Annotated in this window: 16 protein-coding genes; 10 read left to right on the top strand and 6 right to left on the bottom strand. The window is 74.8% G+C overall.

The annotated features are described in order from the left end of the window. The first annotated feature begins 160 nt into the window (after positions 1-160). Positions 161-1,852, top strand: a complete 1,692-nt coding sequence (locus ACZ6ZR_RS00410; protein ID WP_465637812.1) for a serine/threonine-protein kinase — start codon at positions 161-163, stop codon at positions 1,850-1,852. A 19-nt stretch (positions 1,853-1,871) separates the two neighbouring features. On the opposite strand, the gene ACZ6ZR_RS00415 is transcribed toward ACZ6ZR_RS00410, so the two are convergent. From ACZ6ZR_RS00415 to ACZ6ZR_RS00430, 4 genes are all read right to left on the bottom strand, one after another. Then, entirely contained in the window at positions 1,872-3,302 is a 1,431-nt protein-coding gene (locus ACZ6ZR_RS00415) for a hypothetical protein (protein WP_465637814.1), read from the bottom strand. Between the two features lie 25 nt (positions 3,303-3,327). Continuing rightward, the gene (locus ACZ6ZR_RS00420; protein WP_465637816.1) at positions 3,328-4,494 is read right to left on the bottom strand and encodes a winged helix DNA-binding domain-containing protein; all 1,167 of its coding nucleotides are present in this window, start codon (positions 4,492-4,494) and stop codon (positions 3,328-3,330) included. A 71-nt stretch (positions 4,495-4,565) separates the two neighbouring features. Next, positions 4,566-5,738, bottom strand: a complete 1,173-nt coding sequence (locus ACZ6ZR_RS00425) for a hypothetical protein (RefSeq protein WP_465637817.1) — start codon at positions 5,736-5,738, stop codon at positions 4,566-4,568. 214 nt (positions 5,739-5,952) lie between these two features. Continuing rightward, complete coding sequence (locus tag ACZ6ZR_RS00430) at positions 5,953-7,320, bottom strand: MFS transporter (protein WP_465637819.1); 1,368 nt, start codon at positions 7,318-7,320, stop codon at positions 5,953-5,955. A 282-nt stretch (positions 7,321-7,602) separates the two neighbouring features. Between ACZ6ZR_RS00430 and ACZ6ZR_RS00435 the strand changes: the two genes are divergently transcribed. After that, the gene (locus ACZ6ZR_RS00435) at positions 7,603-8,673 is read left to right on the top strand and encodes a polysaccharide deacetylase family protein (RefSeq protein WP_465637821.1); all 1,071 of its coding nucleotides are present in this window, start codon (positions 7,603-7,605) and stop codon (positions 8,671-8,673) included. Positions 8,674-8,685: 12 nt separating this feature from the next. Here the strand turns inward: ACZ6ZR_RS00435 and sph are convergent, their stop codons facing one another. Continuing rightward, positions 8,686-9,663, bottom strand: a complete 978-nt coding sequence (sph, locus tag ACZ6ZR_RS00440) for a sphingomyelin phosphodiesterase (RefSeq protein ID WP_465637823.1) — start codon at positions 9,661-9,663, stop codon at positions 8,686-8,688. A 254-nt stretch (positions 9,664-9,917) separates the two neighbouring features. On the opposite strand from sph, the gene ACZ6ZR_RS00445 reads away from it, so the two are divergent. The 4 genes from ACZ6ZR_RS00445 (at position 9,918) to ACZ6ZR_RS00460 (ending at position 14,858) form a co-directional block, all read left to right on the top strand. Next, positions 9,918-10,457, top strand: coding sequence for a SigE family RNA polymerase sigma factor (locus ACZ6ZR_RS00445; RefSeq protein WP_465637824.1), 540 nt, complete (start codon positions 9,918-9,920; stop codon positions 10,455-10,457). A 7-nt stretch (positions 10,458-10,464) separates the two neighbouring features. Beyond that, positions 10,465-11,187: a L,D-transpeptidase gene (locus ACZ6ZR_RS00450; protein WP_465637826.1), complete on the top strand. Its 723-nt coding sequence runs from the start codon at positions 10,465-10,467 to the stop codon at positions 11,185-11,187. Between the two features lie 152 nt (positions 11,188-11,339). Then, positions 11,340-12,803, top strand: coding sequence for an SDR family oxidoreductase (locus ACZ6ZR_RS00455; protein ID WP_465637827.1), 1,464 nt, complete (start codon positions 11,340-11,342; stop codon positions 12,801-12,803). 207 nt (positions 12,804-13,010) lie between these two features. After that, positions 13,011-14,858, top strand: coding sequence for a hypothetical protein (locus ACZ6ZR_RS00460; protein ID WP_465637829.1), 1,848 nt, complete (start codon positions 13,011-13,013; stop codon positions 14,856-14,858). 131 nt (positions 14,859-14,989) lie between these two features. Here ACZ6ZR_RS00460 and ACZ6ZR_RS00465 read toward each other — a convergent pair whose 3' ends face one another. Then, positions 14,990-16,225 (bottom strand): glycerophosphodiester phosphodiesterase, encoded by a 1,236-nt coding sequence (locus tag ACZ6ZR_RS00465; RefSeq protein WP_465637831.1) that lies wholly within the window; start codon positions 16,223-16,225, stop codon positions 14,990-14,992. Between the two features lie 315 nt (positions 16,226-16,540). Here ACZ6ZR_RS00465 and ACZ6ZR_RS00470 point away from each other — a divergent pair, with 315 nt between their 5' ends. From ACZ6ZR_RS00470 to ACZ6ZR_RS00485, 4 genes are all read left to right on the top strand, one after another. Then, a complete protein-coding gene (locus ACZ6ZR_RS00470) occupies positions 16,541-16,843 on the top strand; it encodes an urease subunit gamma (protein WP_465637833.1) in 303 nt (100 codons plus the stop codon). 14 nt (positions 16,844-16,857) lie between these two features. Further along, a complete protein-coding gene (locus tag ACZ6ZR_RS00475; protein WP_465638476.1) occupies positions 16,858-17,166 on the top strand; it encodes an urease subunit beta in 309 nt (102 codons plus the stop codon). Beyond that, positions 17,163-18,884 carry an urease subunit alpha gene (locus ACZ6ZR_RS00480; RefSeq protein WP_465637835.1) on the top strand — a complete coding sequence of 574 codons (1,722 nt, stop codon included), beginning with the start codon at positions 17,163-17,165 and terminating at the stop codon, positions 18,882-18,884. Before ACZ6ZR_RS00475 ends, ACZ6ZR_RS00480 begins: the two co-directional genes overlap by 4 nt. Positions 18,885-19,124: 240 nt before the next feature. Next, positions 19,125-19,778 carry an urease accessory protein UreF gene (locus ACZ6ZR_RS00485; RefSeq protein WP_465637837.1) on the top strand — a complete coding sequence of 218 codons (654 nt, stop codon included), beginning with the start codon at positions 19,125-19,127 and terminating at the stop codon, positions 19,776-19,778. Positions 19,779-19,794 lie beyond the last annotated feature (16 nt).

Below are 19,794 nucleotides of genomic sequence, written 5' to 3' on the forward strand. Positions count from 1 at the left end.
CAGGTGGGATGGTTTGTCGGCGTGCTGACGGTCCGTGAGCTCTCGGGTCGCCGACGCGCGGGACCGCGTGTCTGCGTGGTCCTCCATCGGGGGAACGTGAGAGAGACATGCTGACTGTGCTGCTGCCCGTGCTCGCGGCGACCGCGCCGGGGGTGGCGCGTTGAAGGCGCTCCAGGACGGCGATCCGCGGCAGGTCGGCCCGTACGAGCTGCTCGGTGTGCTGGGTGCGGGTGGCATGGGGAAGGTCTACTTCGGGCGGCGCGACGAGGTCATGGTGGCCGTCAAGGTCATCAACGAGGAGCTGACGCAGAACGCCGACTTCATCGCCCGGTTCCGCCGTGAGGTGACCGCGACCCTGGCGGTGTCGGGGCCGTACTTCGCGGCCATCGTCGACCACGACACGGACGCCGAGCAGCCCTGGCTGGCGACCGAGTACGTGCCGGGGCCCACGCTGAACGCGGTCATCGCCGAGCACGGCCCGCTGGACACCGTGTCGGTACGGGCGTTGGGCGTGCGGCTGGCCGAGGCGCTGGCCGCGATCCACGCGGCCGGCCTGGTGCACCGGGACGTCAAGCCCGGCAACATCCTGCTGGGGCGGGACGGGCCCCGACTGATCGACTTCGGGATCGCGCGGGACGCGGCGGTGACCACCCTGACGCAGACCGGAATGCTGCTGGGGACACCGCAGTTCATGGCGCCGGAGCAGCTGCAGGTACGGGGCCGGGTCGGTCCGCCGGCCGATGTGTTCGCGCTGGGGCTGGTGCTGGCCTACGCCGCCACCGGGAAGCACCCGTTCGGCCAGACCGACCCCTTCGGCCTCGGTTTCCGGATCGTGCACGAGGAGCCGGACCTCGAACAGGTCCCGGCCGAGCTGCTCTCCCTGGTCCGCCGCTGCCTGGCCAAGGACCCCGAGGAGCGGCCGACCCCGGCGGAGTTGGGGACGGCACTGGGCCTGGGGGAGGAGACCCTCGACCGGACCGGCCTGGCGGTGCTGATCCGGCACTCGGCCGACACCGCGATACCGTCCCTGCCCCCGACCCCGACGGAGCGGAACGCCGTCGCCCGCCCGCCCCGACGGCGACGCCGCCTGACACTGATCGTCGTGGCGGCCGTGGTCACCGCCGGTGCGGCCGTCACCGTCAGCCTGCTCCCGTACGGCGGGACTCCGGGAAGCCCCGAGGGCCGGAGCCTCCCGAGCGGCACCGTCACCGGCGCCTCGGCACCGTCGACGCCCACGGCACCGTCCGGCGACGCCGACCGGAGCAGCCCCCCGGCCACGTCGCCGACCCCGTCAACGGATTCCCCGACGCCGACCTCGTCGCCTATCGGTCCGCCCGCCACCTCACCGCCGCCGAGCGCAGCCAACAGATCGTCAGGTGCCGCGACCGGCGGGAAGACCAGCACCGGCAGCGCGGGCGGCGGTGCCGGCGGTACGGCGAGTGGTGGTGCGGCGGGCGGGGGGACCGGAGCGGTCCAGCCGTCCTCGGCTCCCCCCGCCCCCAACCCCGCGCCGTCGTCCGCCCCGACCCCTGCAGCGACCCAGACCCCCGCACCCCAGGGTTCGCCGCCCGCGAAGATGACGAGCTACAGCGCGACCTACGACCACGGCTGCGTCGGCTCGTGCAGCATGCCGTTCACCATGTCCTGGAACGCGCAGCCGGGCGCGACCCGCTACGACGTCAAGTACGACAACGACACCGGGAAGGTGCACGACGTCTACTCGACCGGGGGCACCAGCTACCACATCACCGGGCCGGTCTCCGGCGACCACGTCTGCATCACCGTGCGCGCGGCCAACCAGTACGGAGCCTCCGCGTGGGCCGAGAGCTACTGCTTCGACGTCGCCTTCTGATCCCGGTCCTGACGGTGGCTCAGGGCGCGGCGGGCGGGAGCTCGGCGGCGTCGAGGAGGGCGTGCAGGCGGGAAGGGGTGAGGGCGGGGTTCGCGGCGGCCGGGCGGGCGAGGTCGGGGTCGTGGAGGAGGGGTTCGAGGACGGAGGAGGGGAGGGTGGGGTCGGTGGCGGCGAGGGCGCGGACCTCGGGGTCCTCGTGGTCGAGGAGGTGGGCCAGGCCGGTGCGGGGGAGCCGGTCGGAGCGGAGGAGCAGGTGCTCGCGCACGGCGGGTACGGCGAGGAAGGTCTCCAGCAGGAGGGCGGCCGGCGCCTCCTCCTGGTGCAGGGACAGGAGTTGACGGACGGTCGGCTCGGGGTCCTCGGCGAGGAGGGCGACGAGTTCCGGTGCCAGGTGGGCGGCGCCGGCGGCGGCTCGCCGGCACTCGGGATGCGGTGAGGTGGCCACGGAGCGGTACCAGTCGGCGCTCGGTTCGGTCCACAGCTCGGCGAGCGGCCAGAGCGAGGAGGGGAGCGACGCACGGTCGAGTGCGGCGCACTCCGGCTCCGTGCGTGGCAGCGGTTGGACCAGCGCCCGGGTGCGGACCGCCGGGTCGGGGTCGGCGACGAGCGCGTCCCGGAGGGCGGGTGTGAGGTCGGACCGGCCCGCCACCGCGCGGCGGACCTCGGGGTCGAGGTCCCGGGCAAGGCGGCCGACCACCTCGGCGGGGATGTAGGGGTTGTGGGCCAGAGCGGGCGGGTACTCGCGCAGCGCGGCCTCGGTGGCCTCGGGCGAGAGGGTCCTGGACCAGAACACGGTGGTCCGGTCGCGCGGGCTCGCCACCGCCAGGGCGGCGTCGGAGTCCGCCGGGTCGAAGTGGTACCGGTCCGACCTCAGTGCCGACTCGCGGACCGCAGGATCCGGATCGGCGCGGAGGGCGGCGCGCTGACGGTCCGTGAGCTGAGCCCAGCGCCAGGTCGCCAGGGCGCGCAGGACCGGGTTCGGGTGGACGGGGAGCGTGTGCAGGAAGGAGACGGGGACCTGTCCGGAGTAGTAGAGCTCGCTGCGGATCTCCCCGGCGGTGACCAGCGTAAGCCCGGGGTCCTCGGGGTCCTCGGTGGCGAACAGCTTCTCCAGCGTCTCGTCCGGTAGCCGCGCGGGCCGCCCCGGGCGGAACCTCGTACCGGTCGCCAGGCCGTACCGGACCAGTGAGTCGGGGTCGTCGGCCAGCCGCGCGCGGTGGGCGGGCGCCAGGTGGGGGTTCGTGGCCAGGTGCATGCGGACGCGCCGGTCGGGGTGGTCCAGCAGGGTCTCCACCAGCTCGGGCGGCAGGCGGCCGTCGGTGAGCATGAGCTTCCGGGCGTCCCCGGCCTCCGGCGAGAGGAGGCGGAGCAGGACCTCGGCGGGGGCGCCGGGGTTGACGGCGATGCCGTGGAGCCAGGACTCGGGGAGGGACGGGAGGGGGGAGGGCATCAGGGGATCTTCCCAGGTGCCGGTGTCAGCTGACCAGTTCGCGCTCCAGCGGGGTGCGGAAGCGCGGGGTGACGCGGACCTCGCCGAGCCAGGAGGTGAGGCGTTCGGCCTCGGCGGTGACGGCGGCGCGGGCCTCGCGGCCGGGGTCGGCGAAGAGGCGGTGGACCAGCTCGCCTTCGGGGCGTTGGGCCCAGCCGCCGATGATGCGGCCGTTCCACCAGACGGTCGGTCCGGCGTTGCCGGCGCGGTCGTAGAGGGCGGGGACGTGCTCGGGGTCGAGGTACCAGTCGCGGCCGCGCCAGCCCATGGTGGTGGGGTCGAGGGCGGGGAGCAGGGCGGCCCAGGGGTCGGTGGGGTCCGGGGTCTCCTCGTCGCCGGGGAGGACCAGGCCCACGGACCCGTCGGTGAGGCGGACCTGAACGGCCGTCAGGTCGGCGAGGGCCTTGCGGGTGTCGCCGAGGGTCCATCCCGTCCACCACTTGAGGTCGGCCTCGGTGGCCGGGCCGAAGGCGGCCAGCCAGCGGCGGGCCACCTCGGCCTTGGCCTCCCGGACCGGGACGTCCGGCAGCTGCGGGACGGGGGCCCAGGGGTAGCTGCTGCTCAGCCAGGAGCCGCGCGGGCGGCAGCGGCGGACGTGTCCGTCGGAGGCGAGCAGGCGCAGCAGGCGGCTGCCGATGCTCTGGCGGGCCTCGTAGGCCTTGCCGGGGGACATCAGGATCGTCTCGCGCAGGGCCGGGACGTCCTCGGCGACCTGGGTGGTGGTGGCCTGGCCGCGGGCGGTGAGGGCGGCGAGGGTGGCGCGCTCGGTCTCGGCGAGGCGGGCCTCGTCCCAGCCCTCGGCGCCGTCGCGCAGGTGCTTGAGCAGGGTGGCCCGCTCCTTGACCGCGATGGCCTTGGCCGTCGAGGAGTTGACGTACGGGGCGAACTCCTCGGTCACCGCGAAGATGGTGCGCCGCATGGAGAGCAGCTTGACGAGGGAGACCTCCTCGTAGAGGGCCTGGTCCACCGCCTCGGCCGAGGGCTCCGCGAGGCGCGCGCAGACGGAGAGGTAGACCGTCGCGGCGTCGGTGGAGTGCAGGCCGGCCAGGGCGTCGGCCACCTGGGGGACGGTGGCCGCCCGGTCGGCCGCCCGCAGGAGGTGGCGGTGGCCGAGCCGGGAGCGGCGCTGCTCGTCGGTGATCAGGAGGGGCATGGGCCGAGATTAACCTGATGCTCTGTCAGGTCGGCCGGTTCCCTCGTCAGGTCGGGGCGGGGCGGCGGGGGTCAGGCGGTGGCCTCGTCCTCGTCGGGCGGGAAGGGGTGGCTGAGGCCGAGCGCGTCGAGGAGTTCCTGGCCGACCGGGGTGGGCTGGGTGAGGGTGCCCGAGGCCTTGGGCTGGCGGCCCTTGAGGCCGAGGCCGCGGGCCAGGCCGGCCGGGTTGGTGACCGGGGGGAGCTGGAAGTGGCGCCAGCCGGGGCGGCGGCCGCTCTGGGTGACCTCGAAGAGGTCGGGCTTGCGCCAGGCGACGAAGGTCCAGTTGCCGCTGGGCTCGTCCACGGCCCAGGCGCCGACCGGGCCGGTGAGTTCGGTGCGGCCGATGGCGTCGAGGGCGGCGCGGGTCAGGTCGGGGAAGCGGCCGTGCACCGAGAGCAGCTGGCGGGAGTGCTTCCGCGCGGCGGTGTCGCCGGATTCGGTGAGGGCCTCGACGGCGCGGGTGACCGGGTCCAGGAGGGTGTGGTTGGCGAGGTCCATGACGTGCTCGACGTCGACCATCACGCCGAAGGCCTTGGCCAGCTCGGGGGAGACGTAGCTGGTGATGCGGTCGGGGGAGGCGGCCAGGATGAGGGTGCCGAAGGACTCCACCAGGTGCTCGTAGCGGGCCTGTTCGGAGGAGTCGGCGGTCTGGAAGTCCAGGACGGAGAGCACCAGGACGGCCAGGCTGGCGGTGGCCTCCAGCTCCTCGGCCGGGAGGGTGTCCGGGTCGAGGGTGCCGAGGGGTTCGACGGCCGCCGAGAGCAGGGTGAAGGGGGAGCGGTCGCCGGGGGGCCAGGTGCCGCGGGCGACGAGCTCCAGCAGCAGACGGGCCGTCAGCAGCCGGGCGAGCAGGGGGAGGGCGGGCGTGCCCTTGGCGATCCGGGCGGCCAGGCGGCGGCGGTCCGCGACGGTCTTCTCCTCCTCCGGGCCGCCGCTCTCCCCGGTGGGGGCGAACTCCCAGACGCCGACGGACTCCGAACGGGGCGGCCGGCCGAGCGCGAACCCGGTCAGCGGGCCGCCGATCCGCCGTTCGACGGAGGGCCCGCCGGCCGAGGTCCCGGCGTCGTCGTCGGCCTCGGCATCGAGCGTCTGCAGGAGGCGGGCCAGCTCCTCCATCGCCGGGTGCCGGGCGAACAGCTCGGACGGTTCGGTCCCCGGACCACCCTCGGTCGGAACGGCCTTCGGAACTCCGCTGACATCCACGCGACTTCCCCCTCTGCGACGTGCTCTTCGAACCAGGCGTGTCGCCGCCTGCACGCACCGTACCGAGCACCGCCACGTGCACCGATGGCCGTCCGCGCTGCGACGGGTGGATCGTAACCCGACCGGGCCCGGACCCGGCGGCCGACGTGGTCCCGGCCGCCGGTCCCGGCCGCAGCTCCCGGCCGCCGGACGGGGGCGCGGCAGACGGGCGGGGTCAGCGGATCGGGGTGGGGCCCGGGAGGTCGCAGCGGTCGGAGGGACGGGCGGGGCGGCAGGGGGGTGTGGTGAAGGGACAGGGGCGGAGCGGGGCGTCGGAGGGAGTGCGGTCGAGCTGCTGCCAGGCGGGGTGGAGGGCCGCCAGGAGGACGGCGAGGGTGGAGAGGGCGGCGGCGGTGAAGAGGGTGGGGGTGGCACCGGAGGTGGTGACGGCGAGGCCGCCGAGGAGGCCGCCGAGGGGGATGCCGGCCCAGACGACGGAGTCGCGGACGGCACGGACCCGGCCGAGCACCTGACGGGGTGTCCGTTCGAGCAGGACGGCGCCGATCACCGGGTTGATGAAGCCCGCGCCGCAGCCGCCGAGCGCGAAGACGGCCAGCACCAGCCAGAGCGGGGCGTCGAGGGCGAGGACCAGGAAGGGCGGGGCGCCGGCCAGCAGGTAGCCGTAGAAGAGGACCGGACGGCGGGGCAGCCGGGCGCCGACCGCCGCGGCCAGCAGGCTGCCGAGCAGGGCGGTGACGCCGAAGGCGCTGCCGGCCAGGCCGACCCCGGCCGGCCCGTGGCCGGACTCGCGGGCCCAGACCGGGAGCAGGACTCCGGTCAGGGCGGCGTCCACCAGGTTGGTGAAGGAGACCAGCAGGGTCAGGAGCAGGAGCAGCGGTTCGCCGCGCAGGAAGGCCAGGCCCTCGGCCCGGTTCGGGCGCGCGGGGCGTGCGGGATGTGCGGGGGCGGCGGGAGCGGGGCGGCCGACGGGCCCGGGGAGGAGGGCGACCAGCGCGGCGCCGAGGCCGAAGGAGACCGCGTTGACCACCAGTCCGGTGAGCGGCCCGGTGAGGGCGGTGAGCAGGCCGCCGACGGCGGGGCCGGCGGTGTCGGCGAGGCGGTGGACGGAGCCGAGCAGGCCGGTGGCCCGTTCCAGCGGCACCCCGGCGCGGTCGGCGGTCTCCGGGAGCAGGACGTCCTTGGCCAAGTCGCCGGGCCCGCGGACGGCGCCGGTCACCGCGACCAGGGTGAGCAGCACCGGGAGCGGGAGCAGGCCCAGCCAGTGCAGGAGCGGGACGAGCCCGGCGGCGACGGCGCTGGCCGCGTCGGTGGTCCAGGAGACGAACCGGGCGCCGCGCCGGTCGACCAGCCCGCCGGAGAGGCCCTTGCAGAGCACGTACGGGACCAGTTCGCAGAAGGCGGCCAGGCCGGTGGCGGTGGCGCTGCCGGTGCTCACCAGGACGAACCAGGGGAGCGTCACCAGGGCGAGCGCGGTGCCGAGGTGACCGGCCGTCACCGCGGCCAGGACGCCGGTCAGGGGTCTCCGGTCGCGTTCGGGGTCGGCGGCCGGAACGGCGGCGGGGGCTGGGCTGTCGCGGGTCATGAGGGGTGTCCTCGGGGTGCGAAGGGCCGGGGGAGGGCACGGCGGATCGGCACCGCGCCGGGCGCGGCGCCCGGTCCGAAGCGCATGACCCGCACTGTAGGGCGGCGGCACGGGGGCGGGGCAAGCGAATTGGGTCTTGTTGGCGGTGCGTCAGTTCGTGTGCGGGACGGGCGAGTTGGACCGGATCGTGATGTTCCGGCAGGGGCGGGATCCGGCCACTCGCTCCTATGATCGGGACCGCCCGGGGCCGCCGGGCCGGACGGATTCCCGGGAGGGCGTCACATGTGGTTCGCCGGTGTGGGCCTGGCCCGGGACGGCTATCGGATCGCCCTGACGGACGGCGAGGGCCGCCCGGTGGGCCCGGAGGAGCTGTACGGGCGGTGCGGGCCGGAGCGCCCGGTGGCGCGGCTGGCGGAGCTCGCGGCGCGGGCGCCGGAGGGCCTGGCGGTGGTGGTCGACAGCGCCAACGGGCTGCTGGACGGGCTGCTCGCCGAGGCCGGGGTGGCGGTCTACCGGGCCGACCCGCCGCTGCTCGCGGACGGCCGGAACTCGGCCGACGAGCTTGCCCGGCTGGGGAGTTCGCGGTTCGGCGAACTGGTGCCGCTCGGGCCCGGCAGCTGGATCATGAGCGGCCGGGAGCCGGAGATGACCGAGGCGGAGGCGGCCTCCGGGCCGGTCGAACGCGACCTCGCCGAGGCGGGGCGCTGCCTGCTGGGAGGAGGAGGCGGGGTGCGGGAGCCGGTCGTGGCGCTCACCTTCGACGACGGGCCGCACCCCGAACACACGCCCCAGGTACTGGAGTTGCTCGGCCGGCACGGCATCAGGGCGGCCTTCTTCTGCATCGGCCTGCACGCGCTCGCCCACCCCGGGCTGGCGCGCCGGATCGTGGCCGAGGGCCATGTGCTGGGCAACCACACCTGGTCGCACGCCTACCTGCCCGACCTCGGCCCGGCCGGGCTGCGCCACCAGCTCGGCTCCACCGGGGAGGCGCTGGCCGAGGCCTCCGGGGCCGGGCTGCCCACCCTGATGCGGCCGCCCTACGGCGGTCGGAGCCCCGAACTGATGGAGCGGGTGGCCGAGTTGGGGCTCACCACGGTGCTCTGGGACGTGGAGACCAACGACTGGGCCCGGCCGGGGGCGGAGGTGATCGCCGAGCGGGTGCTGCGGCGGGTGCGGCCCGGGTCGGTGGTGCTGATGCACGACGGCGGCGGCGACCGCTCACAGACCGTGGCGGCGCTGCCGCTGGTGATCGCCGGCCTGCGGCGGCGGGGCTACCGCTTCGTCACGCCGGAGGAGCTGCTGCGCCCCCGGAGCCGCGTGCAGGCGGCTCCGGGGGCGGTCGGTTCAGGCTGAGCGCGGGCTCGTTCAGCCGCCGATCACGGGGTAGTGGTCGGAGAGGTCGTTGTAGGTGTAGCTCTTGCCCCAGCTGGAGACCGTCCAGGGCGTGCTGTGGAAGCGCAGCACGCTGTTGGTGTAGCTCTGCGGGCGGGCGTGGTCGGCCCGGTAGAGCACGTAGTCGAGGTCCTCCTTCGGCTCGCCCGGGTAGCGGTAGGCGGCGATGGAGTTGTCGGCGGTGTCGAAGGAGTTGACCCAGCCGGTGCGGTCGGTGGCCGGGGCGAGGTTGCCGTCGGCCAGCATCGACGGGTACTCGGAGTCGTGGGAGTTGACGTTCAGGTCGCCGGTGACGACGATCGGCTCGCTCGCCGGGATGTTCTTGGAGTCGATGAAGTTCCTCATCGCGGTGAGCTGGGCGGCCCGGACGGTGGCCGGCTGGCCGTTGGAGCAGCCGGAGTCGGTGGACTGCAGGTGGGTGCCGACCACGTGGGTGCGCTGGCCGTTGACGTTCAGCACCGCGTAGACGAAGCCCTTGTTGGACCACCAGTCCGCGCCGCAGGCGTCCTTGTAGACGTACTGCTCCTTGCGCAGGATGGGCCACTTGCTGAGCAGGGTGACGCCGCCGTCCTCCGGGGTGGAGGAGGAGTAGCTGCCGGAGGTGGCGTCCCAGCCGGAGGTGGAGCGGCCGACCACCGGGGTCTGGTACGGGTAGGCGGTCTTCGCGAGCGACTGCAGCTTGTCCGAGGCGGCGTTGTCGAACGCCTCCTGGAGCACCACCACGTCGTTGCCCTGGAAGAAGGAGGCGGCCGCGATCTCCTTGGCGCGCAGGTCCTGGCCCCAGTTCGGGTACAGGCTGGTGCTCATCAGGAAGACGTTGTAGGTCAGGACCTTGAGCGGGGCGACGGTGACGGGCGCCGACTCGGCGTGCGCGGCGGGGGCGGCCAGGCTGCCGAGCACGGCGGCAGCGGCGGCGGCGGTGACGGCACGGCGGAAGGACCGGTGGGGCATCGAGGCTCCGTGGTGAGTGAGGGCGTGAGGGTGACGGGGGCTCGTCAACGGACGAGGTGTTGTGCAGTCAACTTGCGGCCGGTCACCGGCGGCAAGACGCCGGGAGAGCATCAGATGAACTCGGCTGGAACTAGACCTACTGTCCGGTACGTACGATCGGCGGATCCGTTCGGAAGCCGTGCAACCTTCTGCCGGGGCCGTGCGTAGACGGGGTACAAGGCGGTGCGGAGAGAGCGAACGGGGCGGGACGGAAGATGACGGACGAGGAGTACGGCGCGTTCTACCGCGCCTCCTTCGCCCTGTTGGTGCGTCAGCTGTACGCGATGACGGGCGACTTCGGGGAGGCGCAGGACGCCGTCCAGGAGGCCTTCGTCCGGGGCTGGGACCGCCGGTCCCGGCTCAGCCGGGACGAGGGCGGGCCGGAGGCCTGGATCCGCACCGTCGCCTGGCGGCTCGCGGTCAGCCGCTGGCGGCGCGCCCGGCGCGGGCGCGAGCTGGAGCAGGAGCGGATGCGGTTCGCTCCGCAGGTGGCCGCCGCGCCCGGCCTGGAGCACACCGCACTGGTCGCCGCGCTGCGGCGGCTGCCCGCCGCGCAGCGGCAGGCCGTGGTGCTGCACCACCTCTGCGACCTGTCGCTGCAGCAGATCGCCGCCGAGACCGGAGCGGCCGTCGGCACCGTCAAGGCCCGGCTCTCCCGGGGCCGGGCGGCGCTGGCCGGGTACCTGCGTGAGGAACCGGAGGAACTGACCGTGGTCGAGGGCGGACGCCGGACGGGGGCGAACCAGAGTGCGTGAGGACGACATGGCTCCGGAGCACGACGAACTGACGGTGCTGCTAAGGGGGTTCGCGGCCGATGCACCGACCGCGCTGCCCCTGCCGTACGAGACCCTGCGCCGCCAGGGGCGGACCAGGCGGCGACGGCGGCAGACCGGGCTGGCCGCCCTCGGCACGGTGCTCGCGATCGGCGGGGGCGCGGTGCTCTGGCCCGGCGGCGCAGCGGGGCCCGAGAACCTGAGCGGACGGCCGGCCCCGGTGGTCTCGACCCTCCTCGGCACTCCGACGCCCGGTGACACCGGCGCGGCGGCGGCCACCACCGGGCCCGCCCCGGACCTCGGGCCGTCACCGCTGCCACCGGGACAGGTCAGGGCGGTGGTCGACCTGTCGGCGGCCGACCTGCGGGTCACCGGCGCCGAGCAGGCCCGGCCGTGCTTCGTCGGCGCGCCGGGCTCGCCGACCCGGGCCGGGCGGATGACGGTGACCTCCCGTCAGGCGGTGGTGGTGATGGACTCGCGGACCGGACCGTTCCTGAACGCACCGGGGGACTCCTGGTACCACCTGGAGATGAACTGGGCGGTGCAGCTCGCCGCCCCGGACGGAGCCTCCGTCTGGGTCGCCGCGATGCCCTGGCGGGAGGGGAGCGCGAAGAAGGCGACCACCGGCGGTGACGTCGGTCTGGGGACGGAGGACGCGCGCTGGTTCTTCGAACGGGTGGCGGTCGGGGACACCGTGGAGGTCCGCGACTGAGGCGCGCCCGGCTTTCCGGCTGGGCGGGCTGGGCCGGCTGGGCCGGGTGGGTGGTGCGGCGGCGGGCCGGTGCGGGCGGGGCGGGCGTCCGTGCCCCGGGCGGTGTCTGATGGACCGTGAGGAGCCGGAAGCGCTGGAAGCGGGGTGGGCGGGTGCACTGTCTGGTGACCGGGGCCACCGGCTACCTGGGCGGACGGCTGGTGCCGGAACTGCTTGCCGCCGGCCACACCGTGCGCTGCCTGGTCCGCGACCCCGGACGGCTGCGTGACCACCCCTGGCGGGCCGAGGTGGAGACCGCGACCGGCGACGTGACCAGGCCCGAAACCCTGGACGGGGCCTTCGAGGGCGTCGACGCCGCCTACTACCTGGTCCACTCGCTCGGCAGCGGACCGGACTTCGAGACCGTCGACCGCGAGGCCGCCCGCGCCTTCGGGCAGGCGGCCGCCCGGGCCGGCGTCGCCCGGATCGTCTACCTCGGCGGGCTGCTGCCGCAGGGCGTGCCGCCCGGGCGGCTCTCCGCGCACCTGCGCTCCCGGGCCGAGGTCGGCCGGGTGCTGCGGGAGAGCGGCGTGCCGACCGCCGACCTGCGGGCGGCGGTGGTGATCGGCTCCGGCTCGGCCTCGTTCGAGATGCTCCGGTACCTGACCGAGCGGCTGCCCGTGATGGTCACGCCGAGCTGGGTGGACACCCGGATCCAGCCGATCGCGGTACGGGACGTGCTGCGCTACCTGGTGGGCGCTGCCGCGCTGCCGGGGGACGTCAACCGGAGCTTCGACCTCGGCGGGCCCGAGGTGCTGACGTACCGGCAGATGATGCACCGCTACGCCCGGGTGGCCGGGCTGCCCCGACGGGTGATCCTGCCGGTGCCGGTGCTCACCCCCGGTCTGTCGAGCCACTGGGTGGGGCTGGTGACGCCGGTGCCGAGCGGGTTGGCGCGGCCGCTGGTGGAGTCGCTGCGGCACGAGGTGGTGTGCACCGAGCACGACATCGCGCGGTACGTGCCCGACCCGGAGCAGGGGCTGATCGGGTTCGACCGGGCGGTGGGGCTGGCGCTCCGACGGATCGACGAGGGACGGGTGGTGACGCGCTGGTCCTCGGCCTCGCTGCCGGGCGCCCCGAGCGACCCGCTGCCGACCGACCCCGACTGGGCCGGCGGCAGCCTCTACGAGGACGTGAAGGAGCGGACGGTGGACGCCCCCGTCGAGGCGGTGTGGCGGGTGGTCGAGGGCATCGGCGGCGAGCACGGGTGGTACTCGTTCCCGCTGGGGTGGGCGGTACGGGGTTGGCTGGACCGGCTGGTGGGCGGGGTCGGACTGCGGCGGGGGCGGCGGGATCCCGGGCGGTTGCGGGCGGGGGACTCGCTGGACTTCTGGCGGGTGGAGGAGATCGAGCAGGGGCGGCTGCTGAGGCTGCGGGCGGAGATGCGGCTGCCGGGGCTGGCGTGGCTGGAGATGACGGTCCGTCCGGCCGAGGGCGGGGGCACGGTGTACCGGCAGCGGGCGACGTTCCACCCGCACGGGCTGGCGGGGCACGCGTACTGGTGGGCGGTGGCGCCGTTCCACGCGGCGGTCTTCGGCGGCATGGCCCGCAACATCACCGAGCACGCGCGGCGGTAGGTGGTGCGGCTTTCGGCAGCACGTGCAACTGGCTCGCTTGCCCCGATCCAGCGCTGGGTCGCCTTCCGCCTCGCGCAGTTCCTCGCGCCCCCGGCCTCGCCACCTACGTGCCTCGCGCTCCGGAGGGCTAGCCGATTGGCGTAACCGTCGGATGATCGCGTCGTTGGACCAGGGGTCCGCAAGACGGTGCGATGTGGGGAGCTGAGGGTGCTGGGGCTGAGCGGAGTGTCGGTCCGCCTCACCGATGCCGAGGCGGCGCTGGTGGCCAACTACCCACGGCTGGTCGGGATCGCCCGGTTGGTGCTGCCGGACGGCAGGACACGGCACCGCCGTGTGCTGGCCGCCCACGCGGCCGTGCAGCGTGCGCTGCCGCTGCGTGGCCCGGACACCGACGGTCCTGCCGGGACGTACGCCGTGCTGCGGCTGAGGCTGCTCCGTGGGGTGCTGCGGCCGCGGCGGTGGGACCGGTTGCGGCCGGGGCCGGTGGTGCTGGGGTTGAGGCTGTTCAGTCTGGGCGGGGATCCGGACGAGTTGATGCTGGACCGGGAGTTGGGGGCGCTGGAGCGCCCCGCGCGGGCGGCGTTCGCGCTGGGACTGGTGGACGGGCTGACGCCGGATCAGGTGGCCGGGCTGCTGGTGGAGGCCGGAGTGGCCGAGCGGGAGGCGGCGCGGGCGGTGCGGGCCGCGGGGCCCGCGCTGGCGGCGGCCAGGGCGCGTGGGAACGGGCCGGAGCACTGGCCCGGGTTCGACGCCTGCCGGGTGCGGGTGCAGCCGAGCGACCTGCTGCGGCGGCGCCGGGTGGCCGGCGGGGTGGCCGGGGTGTTGGTGCTGGCCGGCGCCGGGATCGGGATGGCGGCGCCCTCCTCGACCACGGCGGGGCGGCCGCCGTCGGCCCCGCCGCCGATGGCCGCGGCGGCGGCCCGTACCGAGGTGGTCCGGGTGGCGGACGACCAGTGGCGGCGGACCGCCCGGGTCGACTTCACCGCCTGGCCCGGCCGGGGCGACCGGCGGAGCGACGGGGCGTTGCTGGACCGGGCGGTGGCCGCCTGGCGGGCGGCCGGGCCGGCGACGGCGGTGGAGGCGGGCACGGTGGCGAAGCCCCCGGTGGAGGCGCCGCACCTGCTGTACGCCGGGACAGTGGACGGCGCCGTGGTGGTGCTGCTGTACGACGGCGCCCGGCTGGCCCGGTACACCGAGGGGCCGGGGGGCGGGCTGCTGCTCGGGCGGGCCGAGGACTCCGACGTGACCAGCGCGGCGGCCGTGGTGCTGACCAGGACGGCGGCCGGTGTGCGGTACCTGCTGGCGCCGTGGATCGACAGCAGCGAGACCCGGCGGATCGACCAACCCACCGTCGCGGCAAAGTCGTTGGCCAAGGAGGAGGGTGTCACCGCGCCGGTTCCGGTGGTGGCGGCGGCGACCGGCTGCCCGGCGCCGGTGCTGCTCCAGCTGCGCTCGCTGCCGGTGGTGGCCGAGCAACACGCGTTCGTACTGGCCGACTTGGGCGGGCTGCGGCCCGCGCGGTTGAGCTACACCCCGCCGCCGGAGCAGGGCCCGGCGCGGTCGCCCCGGGAGGCGGTGACTGCGGAGGCGCTGCGGCTGTGGGCCTCGGCGGGCTGCGTGGTGCCCGATGTCACGGCCGGTGTACGGCAGTTGAACCTGTGGGCGTTCGCCGGGCAGGCGCTGCCGGAGAACGCCGGGCGGGCCGAGTGGCTCTGCCTCCGGGCGGACCGGTGGGGCGGGGAGGGCAGTGCCGCGACCGCGGTGCTGCTGCCGGGGGCCAAGGCGGCGCAGCGGACCGGACGGGCGGAGGGGCGGGCCTGCAGCCGCTACGAGCAGGACACCCTGGGGTGGACCTGGTGGCGCTCCCCGCAGGGCGCGGAGTACCTGCTCGCGGCCGCCAGCCGGCGGGTGGATCGGATCCAACTGCGCGGACAGGGCTGGCTGTTGGACCAGACCCCGGCGGACCGGACGCTGGAGATTCCACGGCCACGCCGCGAGCAGGTCACCGTCGAGGCCGTCCAGCGCAACGGCTCCCGCCTGGTCCCGCTGCCCTGACGGGAGTGGTCACCCCGGGGCACTGCGCGCTTGGGAGGGGCCTACCCGCAACTTGAGCTCCGTCAGCCGGTTGCAGCTGGTCCCGTTCCGCGCGCAGTGCCCCGCGCCCCCCGGCGGTGTGGCCGGGTGCCTCAGGAGACGCCCTTGGCCGCCCAGAAGTCGGCGCGGGCCAGGCGGCTGGTGTCGGTCTGGTCGGTGAAGAAGCCGTCGACGCCCTGCTCCATCAGGAAGCGGGCCCAGGCGATGGAGTCGCCGTAGGCGTTGGGGTCGGTGCCGCGGCGGAAGTCGGCGGGGAGGAAGGCGTTCTCGTTGCGCAGGGTGTACGGGTGCAGCGCCAGGTTGGCCGCGTGGGCGTCCGGGACCAGGGTGGTCACCGGGCGGAGCTTGCCGGTGGCCGGGTCGATCGGGGCGATCAGGGTGGTGGTGGGGCCGATGCCGTGGGCGAAGGAGGCGATCCAGCGCAGGCCGGCCGGGGTGACCAGGTCGGCGACGGTGCGGGGGTCCTTGGCCAGCACGAAGTCGTAGGGCTGGGTGGTGGCGTCGCCGAGCAGCTGGATGCGCGGGTTGTCGACCAGCTTGGCGAGCCGCTGGAGGCTGCTCGGCTCGAAGGACTGCAGGATGGCCCGGCCGTACCGGCCGGCCAGGCCCGCCCGGCGCAGCTCGGTGGCGAGGCGCTCCTCGAGCGGCAGGCCGATCGAGCGGAAGTAGGAGGGGTGCTTGGTCTCGGGGTAGAGCCAGACCTCGCGGCCGGTGGTGCGGGCGCGGCGGGCGGCGAACTCGGCGACCTCGCGGAAGGTGGGCACCGCCCAGCGGCCGTCGTAGAGGGTGTTGTGCTGGCGCTGCAGCGGCAGGCGCTCCTTGGCGCGCAGGGTGCGCAGCTCGGCGAGGGTGAAGTCCTCGGTGAACCAGCCGGTGACGGCCCTGCCGTCGATGGTCTTGGTGGTCTTGCGGCCCTCGAACTCCTTGTGGTCGGCGACGTCGGTGGTGCCGCCGATCTCGTTCTCGTGACGGACCACCAGGTGGCCGTCCTTGGTGGGCACCAGGTCCTGCTCGATCACGTCGGCGCCGAGGTCCAGGGCGTGCTCGTAGGAGCCGAGGGTGTGCTCGGGGCGGTAGCCGCTGGCGCCGCGGTGGGCCACCACCAGCGGGTGGGCCAGCCGGTCGAGGCCGGTGCCGGTTCGGACGACGGGCCGGGTGCCGGCGGCGCGCAGGGCCTCCGGGGCGTCCTCCGCACCCGGCCGCCCCTGGGCGCCCTGCGCGGCGGCCGGCCCGACACCGGCCCCGAACGCGGCCGCCCCGACGCCGACCGCTCCGCCGGCCCGGAGGAACCAGCGGCGCGAGGTCTCTGAGCTGTGAAGGTCCGTCATGTCGTCTCCCCGGTCGGTGTCGTGTCCGTCCGTACGGTAGGAGCCGGGCGGCCCGCCTGTCGGGGCTTTCCGGGCGAACCCTGTGGAAACCTCCAGTGAAGGCCTGGTCAGGGGCCCGGCCGGTTCGGAGGATCCGTGGTCCGGGCAAAAGCTCCGCAATCCCGTCGGGAATGGCGCGGAGAGGGTCTGGAAATCGCCTGGAAATCTGATCGTAAATTCCCCTAAAAGAACGTCAGATCCCCTGGTGGGGGCGGGTGGTGCGTGCTCCAGCGGTCCGCTACGGTGTGGCGAAAATTCTCTCCCGAGGTGTGTCAGATGAGGCTCACTCCCCATGAGCAGGAACGCCTGCTCATCCACGTCGCGGCCGACGTGGCCCGCTCCCGGCGGGCCCGCGGGCTGCGGCTCAACCATCCCGAGGCGGTCGCCCTGATCACCTCCCACGTTCTGGAGGGCGCCCGGGACGGCCGGACCGTCGTCGAGCTGATGGAGTCCGGCCGCGAGGTGCTGGGGCGCGAGGACGTCATGGAGGGGATCGCCGAGATGATCCCGGACGTCCAGGTGGAGGCCACCTTCCCGGACGGCACCAAGCTGGTCACCGTGCACGGGCCGATCCGGTGACGGCGGGCGGAGGCCTGACGCCCGGTGAGGTGCTGTACGGGGAGGGGGAGATCGGGCTGAACGCCGGTGCCCCCGTGACCGGGCTGACGGTGCTGAACGCGGCCGACCGCCCGGTGCAGGTCGGTTCGCACTACCACTTCGCCGAGGCCAACCCCGGGCTGGAGTTCGACCGCGCGGCCGCCTACGGCCTGCGGCTGAACGTCCCCGCCGGGACGGCGGTCCGCTTCGAGCCGGGCATCCCGGTCGCGGTGGAGCTGGTGCCGATCGGCGGGCGGCGCGAGGTGCACGGACTGCGGGGAGAGGTCGGAGGGGTGCTGGGATGAGCGGGTACGCGCTGAGGTTGAGCCGGGAGCGGTACGCCGCGCTGTACGGGCCGACGGTCGGTGACCGGATCCGGCTGGGGGACACCAACCTGCTGATCGAGGTGGAGGAGGACCGCTGCGCCGGAGGTGACGAGGCGGTCTTCGGCGGCGGCAAGGTGATCCGGGAGTCGATGGGCCAGGGCCGGGCCTCGCGGGCCGACGGCGCCCCCGACACGGTGATCACCGGCGCGGTGGTGCTGGACCACTGGGGCGTGGTCAAGGCCGACGTGGGCATCCGGGACGGCCGGATCACCGCCCTGGGCAAGGCCGGCAACCCGGAGACCATGGACGGCGTCCACCCGGAGCTGGTGATCGGCCCGGAGACGGAGGTGATCTCCGGCAACGGCAAGATCCTCACCGCCGGGGCGATCGACGCCCATGTGCACTTCATCTGCCCGCAGTTGGTGGACGAGGCGCTGGCCTCCGGCATCACCACCCTGGTCGGCGGCGGCACCGGCCCGGCCGAGGGCAGCAAGGCCACCACCATCACCCCGGGCTCCTGGCACCTGGCCCGGATGTTCGAGGCGATGGACGGCCTGCCGGTCAACGTCGGCCTGCTCGGCAAGGGCAACACCGTCAACACCGAGGCCATGCACGCGCAGCTGCGGGGCGGGGCGCTGGGCTTCAAGATCCACGAGGACTGGGGCGCGACGCCCGCGGCGATCGACGCCTGTCTGCGGGTGTGCGAGGAGAGTGGCGCCCAACTCGCCATCCACACCGACACCTTGAACGAGGCCGGGTTCGTCGGGGACACCCTGGCGGCGATCGCGGGGCGGGGCATCCACGCGTACCACACCGAGGGGGCGGGGGGTGGGCACGCCCCCGACATCATCAGCGTGGTGTCGGAGCTGAACGTGCTGCCCAGCTCCACCAACCCGACCAGGCCGCACACCGGGAACACGGTGGCCGAGCACCTGGACATGCTGATGGTCTGTCACCACCTCAGCCCGCACGTGCCGGAGGACCTGGCCTTCGCGGAGTCCCGGATCCGGCCGACGACCATCGCGGCCGAGGACGTGCTGCACGACCTGGGCGCGATCTCCATCATCAGCTCGGACTCGCAGGCGATGGGGCGGATCGGCGAGGTGGTGCTGCGGACCTGGCAGACCGCGCACGTCGGCAAGGCGCGCTGGGGAGCGCTGCCCGGGGACGGGCGGGCGGACAACCACCGGGCCCGGCGGTACGTCGCGAAGTACACCATCAACCCGGCGGTGGCGCAGGGGCTGGACGGTCTGGTCGGGTCGGTGGAGACCGGGAAGCTGGCGGACCTGGTGCTCTGGTCACCGGCCTTCTTCGGGGTAAAGCCGGAGCTGGTGGTCAAGGGCGGGCAGATCGCCTGGGCGCAGATGGGCGACGCCAACGCTTCCATCCCGACGCCCCAACCGGTGCTGCCGCGGCCGATGTTCGGCGCGATGGGCCGGGCGCCGGCCGCGAACTCGGTCAACTTCACCGCGCCGGCCGCGATCGAGCACGGCATCGCCGAACGCCTCGGTCTGGGCAAGCCCTTCGTCCCGATCGGCAACACCCGGGGCGTCACCAAGGACCACCTGGTCAACAACACCGCCCGCCCGGACGTCCGGGTGGACCCGGACACCTTCACCGTCACCATCGACGGCGAGGCCGTCACACCCGCACCCGTCACCGAACTGCCGCTCACCCAGCGGTACTTCCTCTTCTAGGGGAGCCGCACGATGACGGACACGTCCACCCGGTCCGGGGTACCGCCCACGGTCTCGCCTGCGGCGGGCTCGGTGGGGTTTGTCGGGGAGTGTGAGGTTGCGGCGGACGGATGCCGCGTGGCCGGGCCACCGCCTGCGGCGGGCCTGACGGTCGCTCACCGGTCCGGGGCACCGCCCACGGTCTCGCCTGCGGCGGGCACCGCGCCGCGGTCTGCCGCAACGTTTCCGCCGGGGCCTTCGGTGGCCGCGTTGTTGTTGCTCGCCGATGGGCGGTTTCCCGCCGGGGGGCATGCGCACTCGGGCGGGGCGGAGGCGGCCGTGAAGGCCGGGCGGGTGTACGACGCGGACAGCATGGCGGCGTTCCTGCTCGGGCGGCTGCACACGGTGGGGCTGACCTCGGCCGGGTTGGCCGCGGCGGCGGCGCTGGAGCCGGGCCGGGTGGACGAGTGGGACGAGGCGGCCGAGGCGCGGACGCCCTCGCCCGCGCTGCGGGCGGCGAGCCGCAAGCTCGGGCGGCAGCTGGTGCGGGCCGCGCGGGCGGCCTGGCCGCATCCGGTGCTGGACGGCCTGAGGGAGCGTCATCCCGGCGGGGTGCACCAGCCCGTGGTGCTCGGGGCGGCCGCGTACGCGGCCGGGCTCGGGCCCAGGGACGCGGCGGCGGTGGCCGCGTACGAGAGCGTCAACGGCCCGGCCACCGCCTGTGTCCGGCTGCTCGGCCTGGACCCGTACCAGGTCACCGCCCATCTGGCCCGGCTCGCCCCGGGCCTGGACGCCGTCGCCGCCGCCGCGGTGGCGGCCGCCGGCCGGGGTGAACTCCCGGCCGCTTCAGCCCCGTTGCTCGACATCTATGCCGAGCAGCACAGCTCCTGGAAGGTGCGCCTCTTTGCATCGTGACCACGTCGACCCCTAC

This window comes from Kitasatospora sp. NPDC088742, from assembly GCF_055584905.1.